We start from the raw sequence: 16,080 nt of genomic DNA, 5'->3' as shown, positions 1-16,080 counted from the left end.
GGGCATGGCACCGCAGGCCCGGGACGGGGTAGGGCTCACGGCTGGGACCGGCTGGATCAGCCGGTCGGCAGGTAAGTACGCAGAAGCAGTGTAAGAAGCTTGCTTGCCGACCGGCAAGTTCGATTCGACGGCCCCCACTCCTGCCCTGCCATCCTCCCTCAGGCCGCACCGCTGCCACCTCCTGCTCGGGGTGGAGAGCCCTCCCCCTCGGGGTGGAGATCGGGGGTGCCCCTGGGGAAAGCCCCACCCCCGCCCTGGGGAAAAGGCCAGGAAGGACTCGGCCGCCAGCCGGATACCGGCCCCGCTCCGCCGCTTCTAGCGTCGTTGACAGCCCCGCACCGAGCGCGGGCACCGACGCGGGCGGCGCGCAGGCCGCCCTTCCTCTGGGGGTTTTCCACCGTGGCACCCAAACTGGGCCTGGCCGCCGCCATCGGCGGCTGGAGCGCCCGCCATCGCAGAACCGCAGTCGTCGGCTGGCTGCTCTTCGTCGTCCTCGCCGCCTGGCTCGGAGGGCTGGCGGGCAGCGTCCAGGTCTCCGACTCCGAGCAGATGCCCGGCGAGGTCGCCAGGGCCCAGCAGATCCTCGACAGCTCCGGGCTCAAGACGCCCGAGGGCGAGAGCGTCATTGTGCAGAGCAGCACACTGACCGCCTCCGACCCGGCCTTCCGCAGCGCCGTCACCGACGTGGTCGCCGCGGTACACGCCACCGGCCTCACCACCGCACTGCGCTCCCCCTACGACGGCGGCGCGGTCTCCGCCGACCGCCACTCGGCCCTGGTGCAGTTCACCATGGCCGACGCCGCGGGTCATGAGACCGACGACAAGGTCGCCACCGTGCTGGACGCGGTGGCCGGCGTCCAGGCCGCACACCGGGACCTGGTCGTCGAGGAGTTCGGCGGCGCCAGTGCCGACAAGTGGTTCCAGGACCAGTTCAGCCATGACTTCAAACGCGCCGAGTGGACCGCCGTCCCGCTGGCCCTGGGCATCCTGCTGATCGCCTTCGGCGCCCTGGTCGCCGCCGTACTGCCGGTGGTGCTGGCGCTCACCGCGTTCATCGCCGCCGGGGGGCTGGTCGCGCTCAGCAGCCATCTGCTGCACACCAGCGATGACGCCAGCTCGGTGATGCTGCTGGTCGGCCTTGCCGTCGGCGTCGACTACTGCCTCTTCTACCTGCGCCGCGAACGGGAGGAACGGGCCGCCGGACGTGACCCGCACACCGCCCTGATGGTCGCCGCCGCCACCTCCGGACGAGCGGTCCTGGTCTCCGGACTCACCGTGGTGGTCGCCATGGCCGGTATGTTCCTCACCGGCATCGCCGACTTCCAGGCCATGTCGATGGGCACGATCATCGTGGTCGTGGTCGCGGTACTGGGCTCGGTCACCGTGCTTCCCGCGCTGCTCTCCATGCTCGGCGACCGGGTGGAGAAGGGCCGCGTCCCGCTGCTCTCCCGGCTGCGCCGCAACGGCTCCACCAGCGCCACCGGCAGCCGCATCTGGAACGCCGTGCTCACCCCCGTACTGCGCCGCCCCCTCGTCGCCGCGGCACTCGCCACCGGCGCCCTGCTCGCCCTCGCCGCGCCGCTGCTCACCCTGCACACCGCCAACCTGACCTTCGAGCAGCAGCTCCCCCCGGGCAATCCGCTGGTGAAGACCTACCAGCGGATCGACACCGCCTTCCCCGGCAACCCCTCACCCGCCACCGTCATCGTCAAGGCCGCCGACATCGACGGGCCCCGGATGAAGCAGGCGATCGCCGACTTCCAGCGCGCCGCCCTGGCCACCGGACGGATGCACCAGCCGATCGAGGTGACGGTGCATCCGCGGCAGAACGTCGCCGAGATCGACGTACCGCTGGTGGGCACCAGCAACGACCAGGCCAGCAATGACGCCCTGAAGGCGCTGCGCCAGGACGTGATCCCCAGGACCCTGGGCGCGGTACCGGGCACCGAGGCCCCGGTCACCGGCGAGACCGCGGGCAGCTATGACTTCAACCACCAGATGTCCGCCAGCCTGCTGCCGGTCTTCGGGTTCGTCATCGCCTTCGCCTTCCTGCTGATGCTGCTCTCCTTCCGCTCGCCGGTCGTCGCCGTGACCGCGGTGGTCCTCAACCTGCTGTCGGTGGGCGCCGCCTACGGTGTGCTGTCCCTGGTCTTCCAGCACGGCGTCGGCGCCTCACTGCTGGGCACGGCCGGGGTGGGGGCGATCGAGAGCTGGGTGCCGCTCTTCCTCTTTGTGATCCTCTTCGGCCTGTCGATGGACTACCACGTCTTTGTGGTCTCCCGGATCAAGGAGGCCCACGACCGCGGTCTGGACAACCGCTCGGCCGTCGCCCACGGCATCCGCAGCACGGCCGGGGTGGTCACCAGCGCAGCAGTGATCATGGTGGCGGTGTTCGCGGTCTTCGGCACCCTGTCCATGCAGTCCATGAAGCAGATGGGGGTCGGCCTGGCCGTCGCCGTCCTGGTGGACGCCACCGTCATCCGCGGGGTGCTGCTGCCGTCGGTGATGACCCTGCTCGGCGAGCGCAACTGGTATCTGCCCCGCTGGCTGCGCCGGCTCCCGGACTTCTCCCACACCGAGACGGTGCCCCCGGCCGGCCCCGAGCTCGTCCCTCAGCTGCACGAGCGGCCGTCCGTGGAGGTCTGACCCCCTCCTCCCGCACACCGCCGGCCCCCACGGCCGGGCCCCGCAGCAGCGCGGGCCCGGCCGTGGGGCGTCTGCGAGACTGGGACACCGCCGCCGACCCTGGAGCACCGCCGCACCCATGAACGACACCCCCTTCGACGAGGCCCGCGCCCGTGCCCTGCTGCACACCGCCTGCGCCGAAGCCGGACTGCCCCGGCCCGACGGCGCCCGGCTGCTCGCGCTGGGCGAGAACGCGGTTCTCGCCGTGGACCGTCTGGTGGTGAAGATCGGGCGCGGCCGCGACCTGCTGGAGCGCGCGGAGCGCGAACTGCGCATCGCGGCCTGGCTGGCGGAGCAGGGCGTGCCGGCCACCCGCCCGGCCGAGGACGCACCGCAGCTGCCGCTGCTGGTCGACGGCCATCCGGTCACCTTCTGGCAGCGGCTCCCCGAGGCGGTGCGCCCCGCGGAACCGGCAGATCTGGCCGTGCTGCTGCGGACGATCCACCAGCTGCCCGCACCGCCGGTCCCGCTGCCCCGCCGCGACCTGCTCTCCGGTGTGGAGCGCTGGCTGCGTGCCGCCGAAGGACATGTCGACCCCGCCGACGCCGCCTATCTGCGGGCCCGGCGTGACGGTTATGCCGAGGCGGCGGCCGAGTTGGCCCCGCATCTGCCCACCGGGCCCATCCACGGCGACGCGCTGCCCCGCAATGTCCACATCGGCCCGCAGGGCCCGGTCCTGCTCGACCTGGAGACCTTCTCCGGCGACCTGCGGGAGCACGACCTGGTGGTGATGGCCCTCAGCCATGACCGCTACGGGGTCCCCGACCATGCCTACCGGGCCTTCACCGACGGCTACGGCTGGGATGTACGGGAGTGGCCGGGCTGCTCGGTGCTGCGGGGGGCCCGGGAGACCGCCAGTGCCTCCTGGGTCGCCCAGCACACCCCGGGCAACCCGGCGGCGCTCAGCGAGTTCCGCCGACGGGTGGCCTCACTGCGGGCCGGGGACTCCTCGGTGCGCTGGCACCCCTTCTGACCGGCCCTCGGGGGGCCGCCCCCGAGGGCCCGCCCCGGCCGTACGCGCAGCGGCGCCCGGGACGCTCGCGCGACCGGTCGGGCGGCACGTTCAGCGCCGTTCCACCGCTCCGGGGCCGTACCACCGCTCAGCGGATCGGCCAGCGTGCGTCTATCACCGCGTCCGGATCCTTCTCCCGGCGCAGCCACGCCTGGAAGCCCTCGGCCCAGGCCGTGTGCCAGCCGATCTGCTGCTCATGCAGATCCGCCGGGTGCAACTCCCCCACCTCCCGGGGATAGCGCTCCGCCAGCCGGACTGCCACCCGCACCGCGGCCAGCGCATCGCTGCCCGCCTCATGGGCGTCGGCCAGCTCCACCCCGTACACCCCGCAGACGCTCTGCAGGCTGCGTGAGCCGCGGCGGTACCGGTCGACGGAGCGGTCGACCACCAGCGGATCGAGGACCGGGCCGACCGGGCGGCCGCCGAGCCGGGCGGCCAGTGTGGGCAGATGATGGCGGCGCAGCTCCGCGTCGAGCAGGCTGAGGTCGAACGGCGCATTGAAGGCCACCATCGGCACGCCGGCCGCGAGACGGCGGCACAGCTCGGCCGCGACCTCCTCCACCGCCTCCGGCGCCGGCCGGCCGCCGGCCACGGCCTGCTCGGTGCTGATGCCGTGGATCGCCGCCGCCTCGGCCGGGATGGGTATGCCGGGATCGACCAGCCAGGCCGTGGTGCGCACCGGTTCGCCGCCCTTGGTGTCCACCAGCGCGGCGGTGACGATGCGTGAATTGTCCGGATCCGTCCCGGTTGTCTCCAGGTCGAAGCCGACCAACGGCTCGTGCCACCAGCTCATGTGCGGCGTCCTCTCGTGCGGCCCCGTGTGGATTCATCATCCCGTGCGCCACTGACATCCCGACCGCCGCCCCACCCCGGCGGCCCACCCCGGCGACCCGGTCAGGAGACCGGCCGGGAGTCGGCCCAGCTGCTCTCGAACTCCTCGCGGTAGACATCGAGCAGACCGGGCTCCACGGGGGTCTCGCCGGGGGCGCGGTCGGTGCCGCGCAGCACCAGCGCGGGGGACTCCATCCCCCGGGCGCGCCGCAGATAGGGCTGGACCACGGCGAGGCCGTACGGGCGGTCGCTCTCCACCAGGTAGGCGGTGAAGCGGGGCGTCTCGTCGAAGACCCGTATCTCGAAGCCGCCGCTGTCCCGCAGCCGGGCCCGGACCCGCCGCACATGCATGATGTTCATCTCCACCGAGCGGCCCAGCTCACCTCGGCCCAGGCCCAGTTCCCGCTCGCGCCGCCGCAGCGCACTGCTGGCCGGGTTGAGGAAGAGCAGCCGCATCCGGCAGCCCCCGGCGGCCAGCCGCACCAGCCGCTTGCCGGTGAAGTTCTGGCAGAGCATGGAGAGGCCTATGCCGACGGCGTCCAGCCGCTGCGCGCCGGTGAGCATCTCCTCCACCGGCAGGTCGCGCTGCAGCCGCACCCGGTCGGAGTGCACGGAGACCACGTCGGCATAGCGCTCGCCGACCAGCTCCTCCAGGATGTCGCCGGGGGTCCCGACCGCCACCGGGCCGCCGTCCAGCAGGGCCAGCAGCCGGGCGGCGGCGCGCTCGGCCTGGGCGAGGACGGTCTCGGACAGCGCCCGGTTGCGGGAGACCACATGCCGGGCGACCTCCAGCTCGTCCAGGGCCATCTCCACCTCACGGCGGTCGGCCAGGTACGGCTCGAAGCAGGCCCAGTGCTGCACCATCAGCTCACGGAGCTGAGGGAGCGTCAGAAAGACCACCATCTCGTCGTCGGCGGGGTCCAGCAGATAGCCCTTGCGCCGGCTGACCTCACGCACGGCGCCCGCCCGGTGCGCCCACTCCTCACCCACCGGGCCGGCCGCGGCGGTGACCCAGTCGTCGCCGTGGGCGGGTTCGTAGACGGGACGCAGCACATCGGAGACCAGGGAGCGCATCCGCTGCTCCACGAGGTTGAGCCAGACATAGGCCCGGCCTGCCCGGCGCACCCGCCGGCGGGCCTCGTCCCAGGAGTCGGGCCCCCAGCCGTGGGCGGTCCGCGGACTGCCCTCCTGGCGCGGCAGGAGGCGGCCGGCCGCCGCTCTGGCGGCAGCCGTCAGCGCATCTCCGCGCACCGTGCCTCCCGCGGCACCCTCGTCGGAGGGGACCACCGTGACTCCTCCCTCTCGTAAACGAGAGGGCTTCCCCCTCGGCTCTGTGGAACTGAGGCGCGGCCAGGCCGTGACCGCTGCCCGTGGGCAGAACCCCGATTCTACTACGGCGATTCGTACCTTAGAAATCTTGGCGGCCGCTGAGAAGGGGTCCGAGGCTACTTCCCGCCGACCGCCGCAGAGCCGGACCCGCCGGTCCGCGACACGCGGGCCGGACGGCCCGCGGGCCCGGTTGAGGCTGGTTCCGGCCGTTTCCCGCCGGATGAGACACCCGTTCGGGCGAAGAAGTCACGAAAGGCCGTCAGTTCGCCCCGCGGTCGGCGAGTATGCGGAAGGACGGACGCCCGCGATCCGGTACGACAGGGGGCACACATGGCGTCCGGCACCGCCGGGCATACGGCACGCATCGGCGGCGCGCCCAGGCCCGCCCACGGACGGTCGGGGCAGCTGTCCGCCGCGACGACGACGGGAAGAAGAGGGACGATGCAGGTCTGGCCGGGACATCCGTACCCCCTCGGTGCCACCTACGACGGAGCCGGAACCAACTTCGCGGTCTTCTCCGAGGCCGCGGACCGGATCGAGCTGTGCCTGGTCGCCGACGACGGCTCGGAGACCGCGGTGGAGCTGCGCGAGACCGACGCCTTCGTCCGCCATGCCTACCTCCCGGGCGTGCAGCCGGGGCAGCGCTACGGCTTCCGGGTGCACGGGCCCTACGAGCCCGCCGCCGGGCACCGCTGCAACAGCGCCAAGCTGCTGCTGGACCCCTACGCCAAGGCGATGAGCGGCGCCATCGACTGGCACGAGTCGGTGTACGGCTACCACTTCGGCTCCCCCGACCGGCGCAACGACCTGGACTCCGCTCCGCACACCATGCACTCGGTGGTGATCAACCCCTATTTCGACTGGGGCAACGACCGGCCGCCGCGCACCGACTACCACCGCACCGTGCTCTACGAGGCCCACGTGAAGGGCCTCACCCGGCTGCACCCGGGCATCCCCGAGGAGATCCGCGGCTCCTACGCCGGAATCGCGCACCCCGCCGTGATCGAGCACCTGGTGGACCTGGGGATCACCGCCATCGAGCTGATGCCGGTGCACCAGTTCGTCCACGACCACCGGCTGGTGGACGCGGGGCTCTCCAACTACTGGGGCTACAACACCATCGGCTTCTTCGCCCCGCACGGCGCCTACTCCTCGCTGGGCGACCGCGGGCAGCAGGTGCAGGAGTTCAAGTCGATGGTCAAGGCGCTGCACGCGGCCGGGATCGAGGTGATCCTGGACGTCGTCTACAACCACACCGCGGAGGGCAACCACCTCGGCCCCACGCTCTCCTTCCGTGGCCTGGACAACGACAACTACTACCGGCTGGTCGCCGACGACCACCGCTACTACGAGGACACCACCGGCACCGGCAACAGCCTGCTGATGCGCAGCCCGCACGTGCTGCAGCTGATCATGGACTCGCTGCGCTACTGGGTCACCGACATGCATGTCGACGGCTTCCGCTTCGACCTGGCCGCGACCCTCGCCCGGCAGTTCCACGAGGTGGACCGACTGTCGTCCTTCTTCGACCTGGTGCAGCAGGACCCGGTGGTCTCCCAGGTGAAGCTGATCGCCGAACCCTGGGACGTCGGCGAGGGCGGCTACCAGGTGGGCAACTTCCCACCACTGTGGACCGAGTGGAACGGCAAGTACCGCGACACCGTCCGCGACCTGTGGCGCGGGGAGAACGCCACCCTCGCCGAGTTCGGCTCCCGGCTGACCGGCTCCTCCGACCTCTACCAGGACGACGGCCGCCGTCCCATCGCCTCCATCAACTTCGTCACCTGCCACGACGGCTTCACCCTGCGCGACCTGGTCTCCTACAACGACAAGCACAACGAGGCCAACGGCGAGGACAACCGCGACGGCGAGAGCCACAACCGTTCCTGGAACTGCGGCGCCGAGGGCGACAGTGACAACCCCGCGGTGCTGGAGCTGCGCGCCCGGCAGCAGCGCAACTTCATGGCCACCCTGATGCTCTCCCAGGGCGTCCCGATGATCTCCCACGGCGACGAGCTGGGCCGCACCCAGCAGGGCAACAACAACGCCTACTGCCAGGACAGCGAGCTGGCCTGGGTGCACTGGCCCCCCGGTACGACGGGGCACGGCGCCGGAGGCCACGGCGCGGCCGGCCACGGTCCCGGTCCCGGGCGGGCGGCGGCCCAGGACGACCCCGCGGCACAGCTGCTGGAGTTCACCCGCTCCATGGTCTGGCTGCGCCGCGACCACCCCGTCTTCCGGCGGCGGCGCTTCTTCCACGGCCGCCCGGTCTCGGGCACCCATGACGACCTCTCCGACATCGCCTGGTTCACCCCGGGCGGCAGCGAGATGGCCGACAAGGACTGGAAGGCCTCCTACGCCAAGTCCCTCACGGTCTTCCTCAACGGGTACGCCATCTCCGAGCCCGACCGCCGCGGCGGGAAGATCACCGACGACTCCTTCCTGCTGATGTTCAACGCCCACTACGAGCCGCTGGAGTTCGCCGTCCCGGTCAACCACGGCCGGGAGTGGCAGGTGGTGGTCGACACCGCCCGGCCCGGCAGCATCGCCCCCGGAGCCGGGGCCAAGGTGAAGGCCGGCGACCGGCTCCAGCTGGCGGACCGCTCGCTGATGGTGCTCCAGCGCCCCGCCTGAGCAGCGGCCGGGGGCCCGGAGACGACAACGGTCCCCCGGCTGCCCCCACCCGGGATGTGGATCCCGTCCCCACCGGGTAGGCATGGGCACATGACAGCCGCCAACCGCCCTGGGCCCACCGCCACCTACCGGCTCCAGCTGCAGCCCGGCTTCACCCTCCACGACGCCGCAGCGGCCGTCCCCTACCTCGCCCGCCTCGGCGTCTCCCACCTCCATCTCTCCCCCCTGCTGGAGGCGACCCCGGGCTCCGCCCACGGCTACGACACCGTCGACCACACCAGGATCAGCGAGCAGCTCGGCGGCGAAGCGGCCCTGCGCGCCCTGGCCGACCATGCGCACGCCCACGGCCTGCGGCTGATCGCCGACACCGTCCCCAACCACATGGCGCTGCCGGCCCCCGAGCACCTCAACCACCCGCTCTGGCATGTGCTGCGAGAGGGGCCCGACTCCCCGTACGCCCGCTGGTTCGACATCGACTGGACCGCCCAGCCCGGCCCCGTCGACGCACCCCACCGCGGACGGGTGCTGCTGCCCCTGCTCGGCGACCGGCTCGGCGCCGTCCTGGACCAGCTCACCCCGGGCAAGACCACCGTCGCCCACCAGGAGTCGCCCGAGGACACCGCAGCCGAACCGGTGCTGCGCTACCACGACCATGTCTTCCCGCTGCGGCCCGGCACCGAGCACCTGCCCCTGCCCGAACTGCTCGACCACCAGTGGTACCGGCTCGCCTGGTGGCGGCTGGCCCGCACCGACCTCAACTACCGACGGTTCTTCACCGTCAACGACCTGATCGCGGTCCGCGCCGAGGACCCCGAGGTCTTCCACGCCACCCACGCCCTCCTGGTGCGGCTGCACGCCGACGGCGTCCTGGACGGCTTCCGTATCGACCACCCCGACGGGCTCGCCGACCCCCGCGGCTATCTGCGCCGCCTCGCCGAGGCCACCGGCGGCGCCTGGACCGTCGTCGAGAAGATCCTCACCGGGGACGAGCAGCTCCCCGCCGACTGGCCCTGCGCCGGCACCACCGGCTATGACGCGCTGCTGCGCATCGACGGCGTGCTCACCGACCCCGAGGGTGTCCGGCGGATCACCGAGGACACCGCCGCCGTACTGGCCCCGCCCGACGACCCCCACCACGGCCGGGGCGACTACCGGCAGGCCGCCGACGAGGCCCGCCGCGAGGTGGTCCGCCGCGAGCTCGCCGCGGAGATCGCCCGCCTCGGCCGTACCGCCGCCCGGGCCTGCACCGAGGACCCCTCCGACGCCCGCCGGCGCGACCACCCCGGCTGGGCGCTCACCGAGGCCACCGCCCGGCTGGTCGCCGCCCACCCCGTCTACCGGCCCTATGTCGTCCCCGGTGAACCCGCCCCCGACGAGTCCGCGCAGGCCCTCACCGCCATCGCCGCCGACCCCCGCTCCGTCACCGACAGCGCCGCCGTCGCCGGCACCGCCGCCGCCCCCTCCGACACCCAGCAGCTCACCGCCGCCCTCGCCACCGTCCGCGACCTGGCCCTCGGCAGGCTGGGCCGCGGCCCGGCCCGCGACGAGTTCGCCGCCCGCTTCGCCCAGACCTGCTCCGCCGCGGCCGCCAAGGGCCTGGAGGACAAGGCCTTCTACCGCTGGTACCCCCTGCTGTCGCTGAACGAGGTCGGCGGCGACCCCGGCCACCCCGGCACCGACCCCGACGCCTTCCACTCCTGGTGCCGCCACATCCAGCAGCACTGGCCCAGCGGGCTCAGCGCGCTCTCCACCCATGACACCAAGCGGAGCGCCGACGCCCGCGCCCGGCTGGCCGTCCTCGCCGAGATCCCCGGCACCTGGTCCACCGTCCACCGCTCCTGGTCGGCCGCCGCCGCCCGCCACCGCACCGGCCCGCACCCCGGCCCCGCCGCCGAGTACCTGCTGTGGCAGACCCTGGTCGCCGCCTGGCCGATCGACGCCGACCGGCTGGTCACCGCGCTGCTGAAGTCGGTACGTGAAGCCGATCTGCAGACCTCCTGGACCGAGCCCGGCCCCGCCTTCGAAGAGGCACTGGAACGGCACGCCCGCGCCGTGGTCGCCGACCCCGCACTCACCGGGCCGATCGGCGAGTTCGTGGACACCCTCGCCCCCTGTGCCCACAGCAACACCCTGGCCGCAGCACTGCTGCACCTCACCGTGCCCGGCGTCCCCGACCTCTACCAGGGCAGCGAGGAGCCCCTGCACACTCTGGTCGACCCCGACAACCGCCGCCCCGTGGACCTCACCGGCCTGGCGCAGCGCCTCGCCGCCCTGGACAGCGGCACCCCGCCCACCGGGACCGCCGCCGAGAAACTGCACCTCACCGCCACCGCACTGCGGCTGCGCCGCGACCGCCCCGGCACCTTCGCCGCCGCCCACACCCCGCTGCACGCCCGGGGACCCGCCGCCCGCCATCTCCTGGCCCATCTGCGCGGCAGCGACGTGGTGGCCGCCGTCACCCGTCTGCCGCACGGACTGCGCCACGCCGGCGGCTGGGCGGACACCGTCCTGCCGCTGCCCGCCGGCCCCTCCGGCGCCTGGACCGACCTGCTCACCGGAAACACCTTCCCCGAGGGCCCCGTCCGCGCCGCCGACCTGCTGTCCCGGCTGCCGGTGGCGCTGCTCACCTCATGACACCCCTCATGACGCCTCTCAGGACGCCTCTCAGGACGCCTCTCAGGACGCCGCCGCTCCCCCGCCGCACCGCCGCCTCACGCCGCGCGGCAGGGGAGCAGCATTCACGGCCGACGGGGCGAGCCGGGCGCGGCAGAGGGGTAGAGATGCGGTGAACTCCCCCGTACACGAGGAGCCCGTATGGCCGACCGTGCCCCCGCCCACACCTTCCGGCTCTGGGCGCCCGACGCCCGGCAGGCCGAGGCCGAGGTCGACGGCGTACGCCACGCCCTGCAACCCGACCCCGACCGGCCCGGATGGTGGCTGGCCGAGCTGCCCGCCGACCCCGGGGGCTCCGACTACGGCTTCCGGCTGGACGGTGGGGAGCTGCTGCCCGACCCCCGCTCGGCGCGCCAGCCGTACGGACCCGACGGTCCGAGCCGCCTGGTCGACCACCAGGCGTTCCGCTGGTCGGACGAGGCCGCCCGGTGGCACGGCCGGGCCCTGCCCGGCAGCGTCCTCTACGAACTGCATGTGGGCACCTTCACCCCCGAGGGCACCTTCGACGCCGCCGCGCAGCGGCTGGACCACCTGGTGGAGCTGGGCGTCGACCTGGTGGAGCTGATGCCCGTCTGTCCCTTCCCCGGACGCCACGGCTGGGGCTACGACGGTGTCAGCCTGTGGGCCGTGCACGAGCCGTACGGCGGTCCCGACGGGCTCAAACGCTTTGTGGACGCGGCGCACCGCCGGGGGCTCGGGGTGGTGCTGGACGTGGTCCACAACCACCTCGGTCCGGCCGGCAACTATCTGCCCCGCTTCGGCCCGTACTTCACCGACCGCCACCACACCCCGTGGGGATCCGCGGTCAATCTGGACGCCCCCGGCTCCGACGAGGTACGGGCCTATCTGATCGGCAGTGCTCTGGCCTGGCTGCGCGACTACCGTATCGACGGCCTGCGGCTGGACGCGGTGCACGCCCTGGCGGACGACCGGGCGCTGCACTTCCTGGAGGAACTCTCCGGCGAGGTCGACCGGTTGGCCGCCGCCACCGGGCGGCCGCTCTTCCTGATCGCCGAGTCCGATCTCAACGACCCCCGGACCACCGCGCCCCGGGAGGCCGGCGGGCTCGGCCTGACCGCTCAGTGGAGCGACGACTTCCATCATGCGCTGCACGCCGTGCTCACCGGGGAGTCCCAGGGCTACTACGCGGACTTCGCAGGCCGGCCCAGCGGCCCGCCCCGGGCGGTGGCCTCCCTCCCCCGGGGTCCGCTGGGCGTTCTCGCCAAGGCGCTCACCCGGGGGTGGCTGCACGACGGCACCTGGTCCTCCTTCCGCCGGCGCACCCACGGCCGCCCGCTGGACCTGCGCCGCAGCCCCGGCCACCGGCTGCTGGGCTATCTGCAGACCCATGACCAGGTGGGCAACCGCGCCCTGGGCGACCGGCTTTCAGCCACCGTGCCGACCGGGCTGCTGGCCGCCGGTGCGGCGCTGGTGCTCACCTCGCCGTTCACCCCGATGCTCTTCATGGGCGAGGAGTGGGGTGCCGGTACGCCCTGGCAGTACTTCACCGACCACACCGATCCGCAGCTGGCCGAGGCGGTGCGGCAGGGCCGCCGCCGGGAGTTCGCCGAGCACGGTTGGAAGGCCGAGGAGATCCCCCCCGCAGGCGCCCTCCACCGTGGTGGCGTCCACCCTCGACTGGTCGGAGCCCGACCGGCCGCCGCACCGGGAGCTGCTGGACTGGTACCGGACCCTGCTCCGGTTGCGGCGCGCCCACCCGGCGCTCACCGATCCCGACCTGTCCCGGGTCGAGGTCTGCTGGAACGAGGCCGAGCGGTGGCTGGTGGTGCACCGCGGCCCGTACCGCGTGGCCGCCAACCTCTCCGACCGGCCCCGGACGCTTCCCCTGGGCGCTCCCCGCGACGCCGTCCTGGCCGCCTTCGGACCGCACAGCGAGGGGCCTGGCGGTGCCCCCGACAAGCTGCTGCTTCCGGCGGCCTCGGTCGCAGTGGTCCACACCACCGGATGACCGGAATCGATCGCTCCGTAAGGCATATGACGGCCCGACACCGTTGTCGGTCATCCGTCGCCCTATGCTGCTCACGCACAGGCGAGCTCGATCACATCGGGGAGATGCGATGACCCAGAGCCAGGACTGGATGCGCGCGGGAGAGGACGATGTACGTCCTCCCACCGATCTGCGCACCGACATCCCCCACCCGGCGCGGATGTACGACTACTTCCTCGGTGGCAAGGACAACTTTCCCGCCGACCGGGAGGCAGCCGAGAAGGCCCTCTCCATCAGCCCGGCCTTCCGCACCGGGGCGCTCGCCAACCGCGGTTTCCTGCAGCGCGCGGTGCGCCATGTGACCCGGCAGGGCATCGGGCAGTTCCTGGACATCGGCACCGGCATCCCCACCGCCGGCTCCACCCACCAGATCGCGGCCGAGGTCGATCCCGACATCCGGGTCGCCTACCTGGACAACGACCCCATCGTGCTGGTGCACGGCCGCGCCCTGCTGGCCGGTGCCGTCCAGGGAAGCGCCACCGTGATCCACGCCGACCTGCGGGACCCCGCCGGGATCCTGGCGAACTCCGAGGTCCGCACGGTGCTGGACTTCGACCGGCCGATCGCCCTGATGCTGGTGTCCATCCTGCACTTCATCCACGACGACGAGGATCCGCTGGGCATTGTGCGCCGGCTGGTGGACGCCCTGCCCTCGGGCAGCTGCCTGGTCCTCTCCCACGCCACCGGCGACTTCACCCCGCCGGACCAGGTCGACCAGGCCCGAGCCCTCTACTCCAACTCCGCGGCACCGCTGGTCCCGCGCAGCCGCGACCAGGTGGCGGCCTTCTTCGAGGGCCTGGAGCTGGAGGAGCCGGGCCTGGTCACCACGCCGCTCTGGCGCCCCGACGCCCCCGTCCAGGAGGGCGACGACCGCGCTCCCGGCTGGGCTGCGGTGGGTATCAAGCCCTGAGGCGGCCGCTCCCATCGGGGGCCGGACCGGGGTCACTGCCCGGTCCGGCCCCCGAGGCATGTCGTCCATGTCCGACGGGCCGGTCGTCCTCCATGAGCCCGTCCGGCTCCGCTGCGGGGTCCTGGCTCAGGCGTCCGCTGCCGCCCTGGTCCGCAGCTGCTCCCACACCTCATGGACCCGGGGCTCCAGGTCGGCGAGCGCCCCGGAGTTGTCGATGACGACATCGGCCACGGCCAGCCGGTCCGCCCGGGCGGACTGGGCCGACATCCGGGCCCGGGCCTCGTCCTCGGCCATGCCGCGGAGCCGTACCAGGCGGTCCAGGCGCACCTCGTCCGGGGCGTCCACCACCACGACCAGGTCGTAGAGCGGGGCCAGGCCGTTCTCCGCGAGCAGCGGGACGTCCTGGACCACCACGTCCCCGGGCCCGGCTGCGGCCTCCAGCTCGGCGGAGCGCTCCCTGACCAGGGGGTGGACGATGGCGTTGAGCGCGGCCAGCCGCTCGGGGTCGGCGAAGACCACCGTGCCGAGGGCCGGCCGGTCCAGGGTGCCGTCCGGCCGCAGCACCGTCTCGCCGAACTCGGCGACCACTGCCGCCAGTCCGGGGGTGCCGGGTTCCACGACCTCACGGGCGATCAGATCCGCGTCGACAATCACGGCGCCCAGTGAGGCCAGCAGCCGGGACACCTCGCTCTTGCCGGCGCCGATACCGCCGGTCAGGCCCACTCTCAGCATCGGGCCAGGCTACCGCCGCGGCAGCGGACCGGCCGAGCTGCACCCCGGCCGGTGCGCTGCCGCGGCGGTGTCCGGTCAGACGACGGCGAGGACCACCTTGCCCCGGGTGCGGCCCGACGCCACCAGCTCATGGGCCTTGGCCGCGTCGGCGAGCGGGAGCACACTCTCGATCTCGGGCCGCAGCCGCCCCGACTCCACCAGGGCCGCCAGTTCCAGCAGCCCCCGCTGGTCGGGCTCGACCAGGAACTGGGTCATCCGAAGGCCCCGTTCCCGGGCCTCGGCGGCCACCGAGGGATCACTGCCGGAGGGCACGGCGACCAGCAGGCCGCCGGGGCGGAGCGTCCTCAGCGACCGCCGCAGATGGTCCGGGTCACCGATGTTGTCCATCACCACGTCGACGTCCCCCACGGCCTCCTCGAAGGCGACGGCGGTGTAGTCGACGGTCTCGTCGGCGCCCAGCAACCGCAGGAAGTCGTGCTTGGCCGCACGGGCGGTGCCGATCACATGGGCGCCCCGCGCCTTGGCGATCTGCACCGCCAGATGCCCCACGCCGCCGGCCGCCGCATGGATCAGCACCCGCTGCCCCGCGGTCACCCGGGCGGTGTCGACCAGCACCTGCCAGGCGGTGAGACCCGCCAGCGGCAGCGCCGCCGCCTCGGTGTGGGTGAGCCCGGCGGGCTTGCGCGCGAAGTGCCGCGAGGGGGCGGTCACATACTCGGCGCAGGCCCGCGCGGGCCGGGGGAACCACGGCATTCCGAAGACCTCGTCGCCGGGCCGCAGGGTGGTGACGCCGAAGCCGGTCTCCTCCACCACACCGGAGACGTCCCACCCCAGCACATACGGCGGGGCGCCCTGCAGCCCGGCCATGCCCTTGCCCGCCCGGGTCTTGGCGTCCACGGGGTTCAGCCCGGCCGCGTGGACCCGCACCAGGACCTCGGTGGGGATCGGGGGGGACGGTCCACCTCGGCCGTCCGCAGCACCTCGGGACCGCCGAAGCCGTCCTGGACGACGGCCCGCATGCGCGCGTTCATTGCTGTGCTCCTTGTCGTACGGCGTGATGCTTCGGGTCCCACCCTCCTCCGACGGGCGCCCCGGTGGCGGACGGCACTCCGCAGTGCCCGCCCCGCGGCGGACGGCGTCAACCCGGCCGCGGCCGGCGGCGGCGAAGAGCGTGACCCTCTCCGACCGCATCCTCCCGCAGCCCCCGGCACCGCCCCGCCGGGCCCCGGCTCCGGCCCGGGCTCCGGGCTCCGGGCTCCGCCGGGA

8 protein-coding genes and 2 pseudogenes are annotated in these 16,080 nt (G+C 73.3%); 6 read left to right on the top strand and 4 right to left on the bottom strand.

Going from position 1 to position 16,080, the window contains the following annotated elements; translation table 11 throughout:
• Window positions 1-399 precede the first annotated feature (399 nt).
• Together AB0761_RS29425 and AB0761_RS29420 are read left to right on the top strand one after the other, a co-directional pair.
• Window positions 400-2,646: an MMPL family transporter gene (locus AB0761_RS29425; protein ID WP_377272165.1), complete on the top strand. Its 2,247-nt coding sequence runs from the start codon at window positions 400-402 to the stop codon at window positions 2,644-2,646.
• A 118-nt stretch (window positions 2,647-2,764) separates the two neighbouring features.
• Complete coding sequence (locus AB0761_RS29420) at window positions 2,765-3,658, top strand: phosphotransferase enzyme family protein (RefSeq protein ID WP_377272164.1); 894 nt, start codon at window positions 2,765-2,767, stop codon at window positions 3,656-3,658.
• Window positions 3,659-3,785: 127 nt separating this feature from the next.
• Here the strand turns inward: AB0761_RS29420 and AB0761_RS29415 are convergent, their stop codons facing one another.
• Both AB0761_RS29415 and AB0761_RS29410 read right to left on the bottom strand, forming a co-directional pair.
• Complete coding sequence (locus AB0761_RS29415; protein WP_377272163.1) at window positions 3,786-4,490, bottom strand: 3'-5' exonuclease; 705 nt, start codon at window positions 4,488-4,490, stop codon at window positions 3,786-3,788.
• Window positions 4,491-4,591: 101 nt separating this feature from the next.
• Entirely contained in the window at window positions 4,592-5,815 is a 1,224-nt protein-coding gene (locus AB0761_RS29410; protein WP_377272162.1) for an SAV2148 family HEPN domain-containing protein, read from the bottom strand.
• Between the two features lie 483 nt (window positions 5,816-6,298).
• Between AB0761_RS29410 and glgX the strand changes: the two genes are divergently transcribed.
• The 4 genes and pseudogenes from glgX (at window position 6,299) to AB0761_RS29390 (ending at window position 14,082) form a co-directional block, all read left to right on the top strand.
• On the top strand, window positions 6,299-8,491 hold the full coding sequence (glgX, locus tag AB0761_RS29405; RefSeq protein ID WP_377272161.1) for a glycogen debranching protein GlgX: 2,193 nt from the start codon (window positions 6,299-6,301) through the stop codon (window positions 8,489-8,491).
• Between the two features lie 90 nt (window positions 8,492-8,581).
• Window positions 8,582-11,125 (top strand): malto-oligosyltrehalose synthase, encoded by a 2,544-nt coding sequence (gene treY / locus AB0761_RS29400; protein ID WP_377272160.1) that lies wholly within the window; start codon window positions 8,582-8,584, stop codon window positions 11,123-11,125.
• 180 nt (window positions 11,126-11,305) lie between these two features.
• A pseudogene (treZ, locus tag AB0761_RS29395) lies at window positions 11,306-13,133 on the top strand (malto-oligosyltrehalose trehalohydrolase).
• A 109-nt stretch (window positions 13,134-13,242) separates the two neighbouring features.
• Window positions 13,243-14,082, top strand: coding sequence for an SAM-dependent methyltransferase (locus AB0761_RS29390; protein ID WP_377272159.1), 840 nt, complete (start codon window positions 13,243-13,245; stop codon window positions 14,080-14,082).
• Window positions 14,083-14,208: 126 nt separating this feature from the next.
• On the opposite strand, the gene coaE is transcribed toward AB0761_RS29390, so the two are convergent.
• Together coaE and AB0761_RS29380 are read right to left on the bottom strand one after the other, a co-directional pair.
• Window positions 14,209-14,814 carry a dephospho-CoA kinase gene (coaE, locus tag AB0761_RS29385; protein WP_377272158.1) on the bottom strand — a complete coding sequence of 202 codons (606 nt, stop codon included), beginning with the start codon at window positions 14,812-14,814 and terminating at the stop codon, window positions 14,209-14,211.
• Between the two features lie 75 nt (window positions 14,815-14,889).
• Window positions 14,890-15,833: pseudogene (locus AB0761_RS29380) on the bottom strand (NADP-dependent oxidoreductase).
• Window positions 15,834-16,080: the final 247 nt, after the last annotated feature.

Source organism: Peterkaempfera podocarpi (assembly GCF_042466665.1).
GTDB classification, from domain to species: domain Bacteria; phylum Actinomycetota; class Actinomycetes; order Streptomycetales; family Streptomycetaceae; genus Peterkaempfera; species Peterkaempfera podocarpi.
This window is presented reverse-complemented; position numbering and strand designations above follow the sequence as displayed.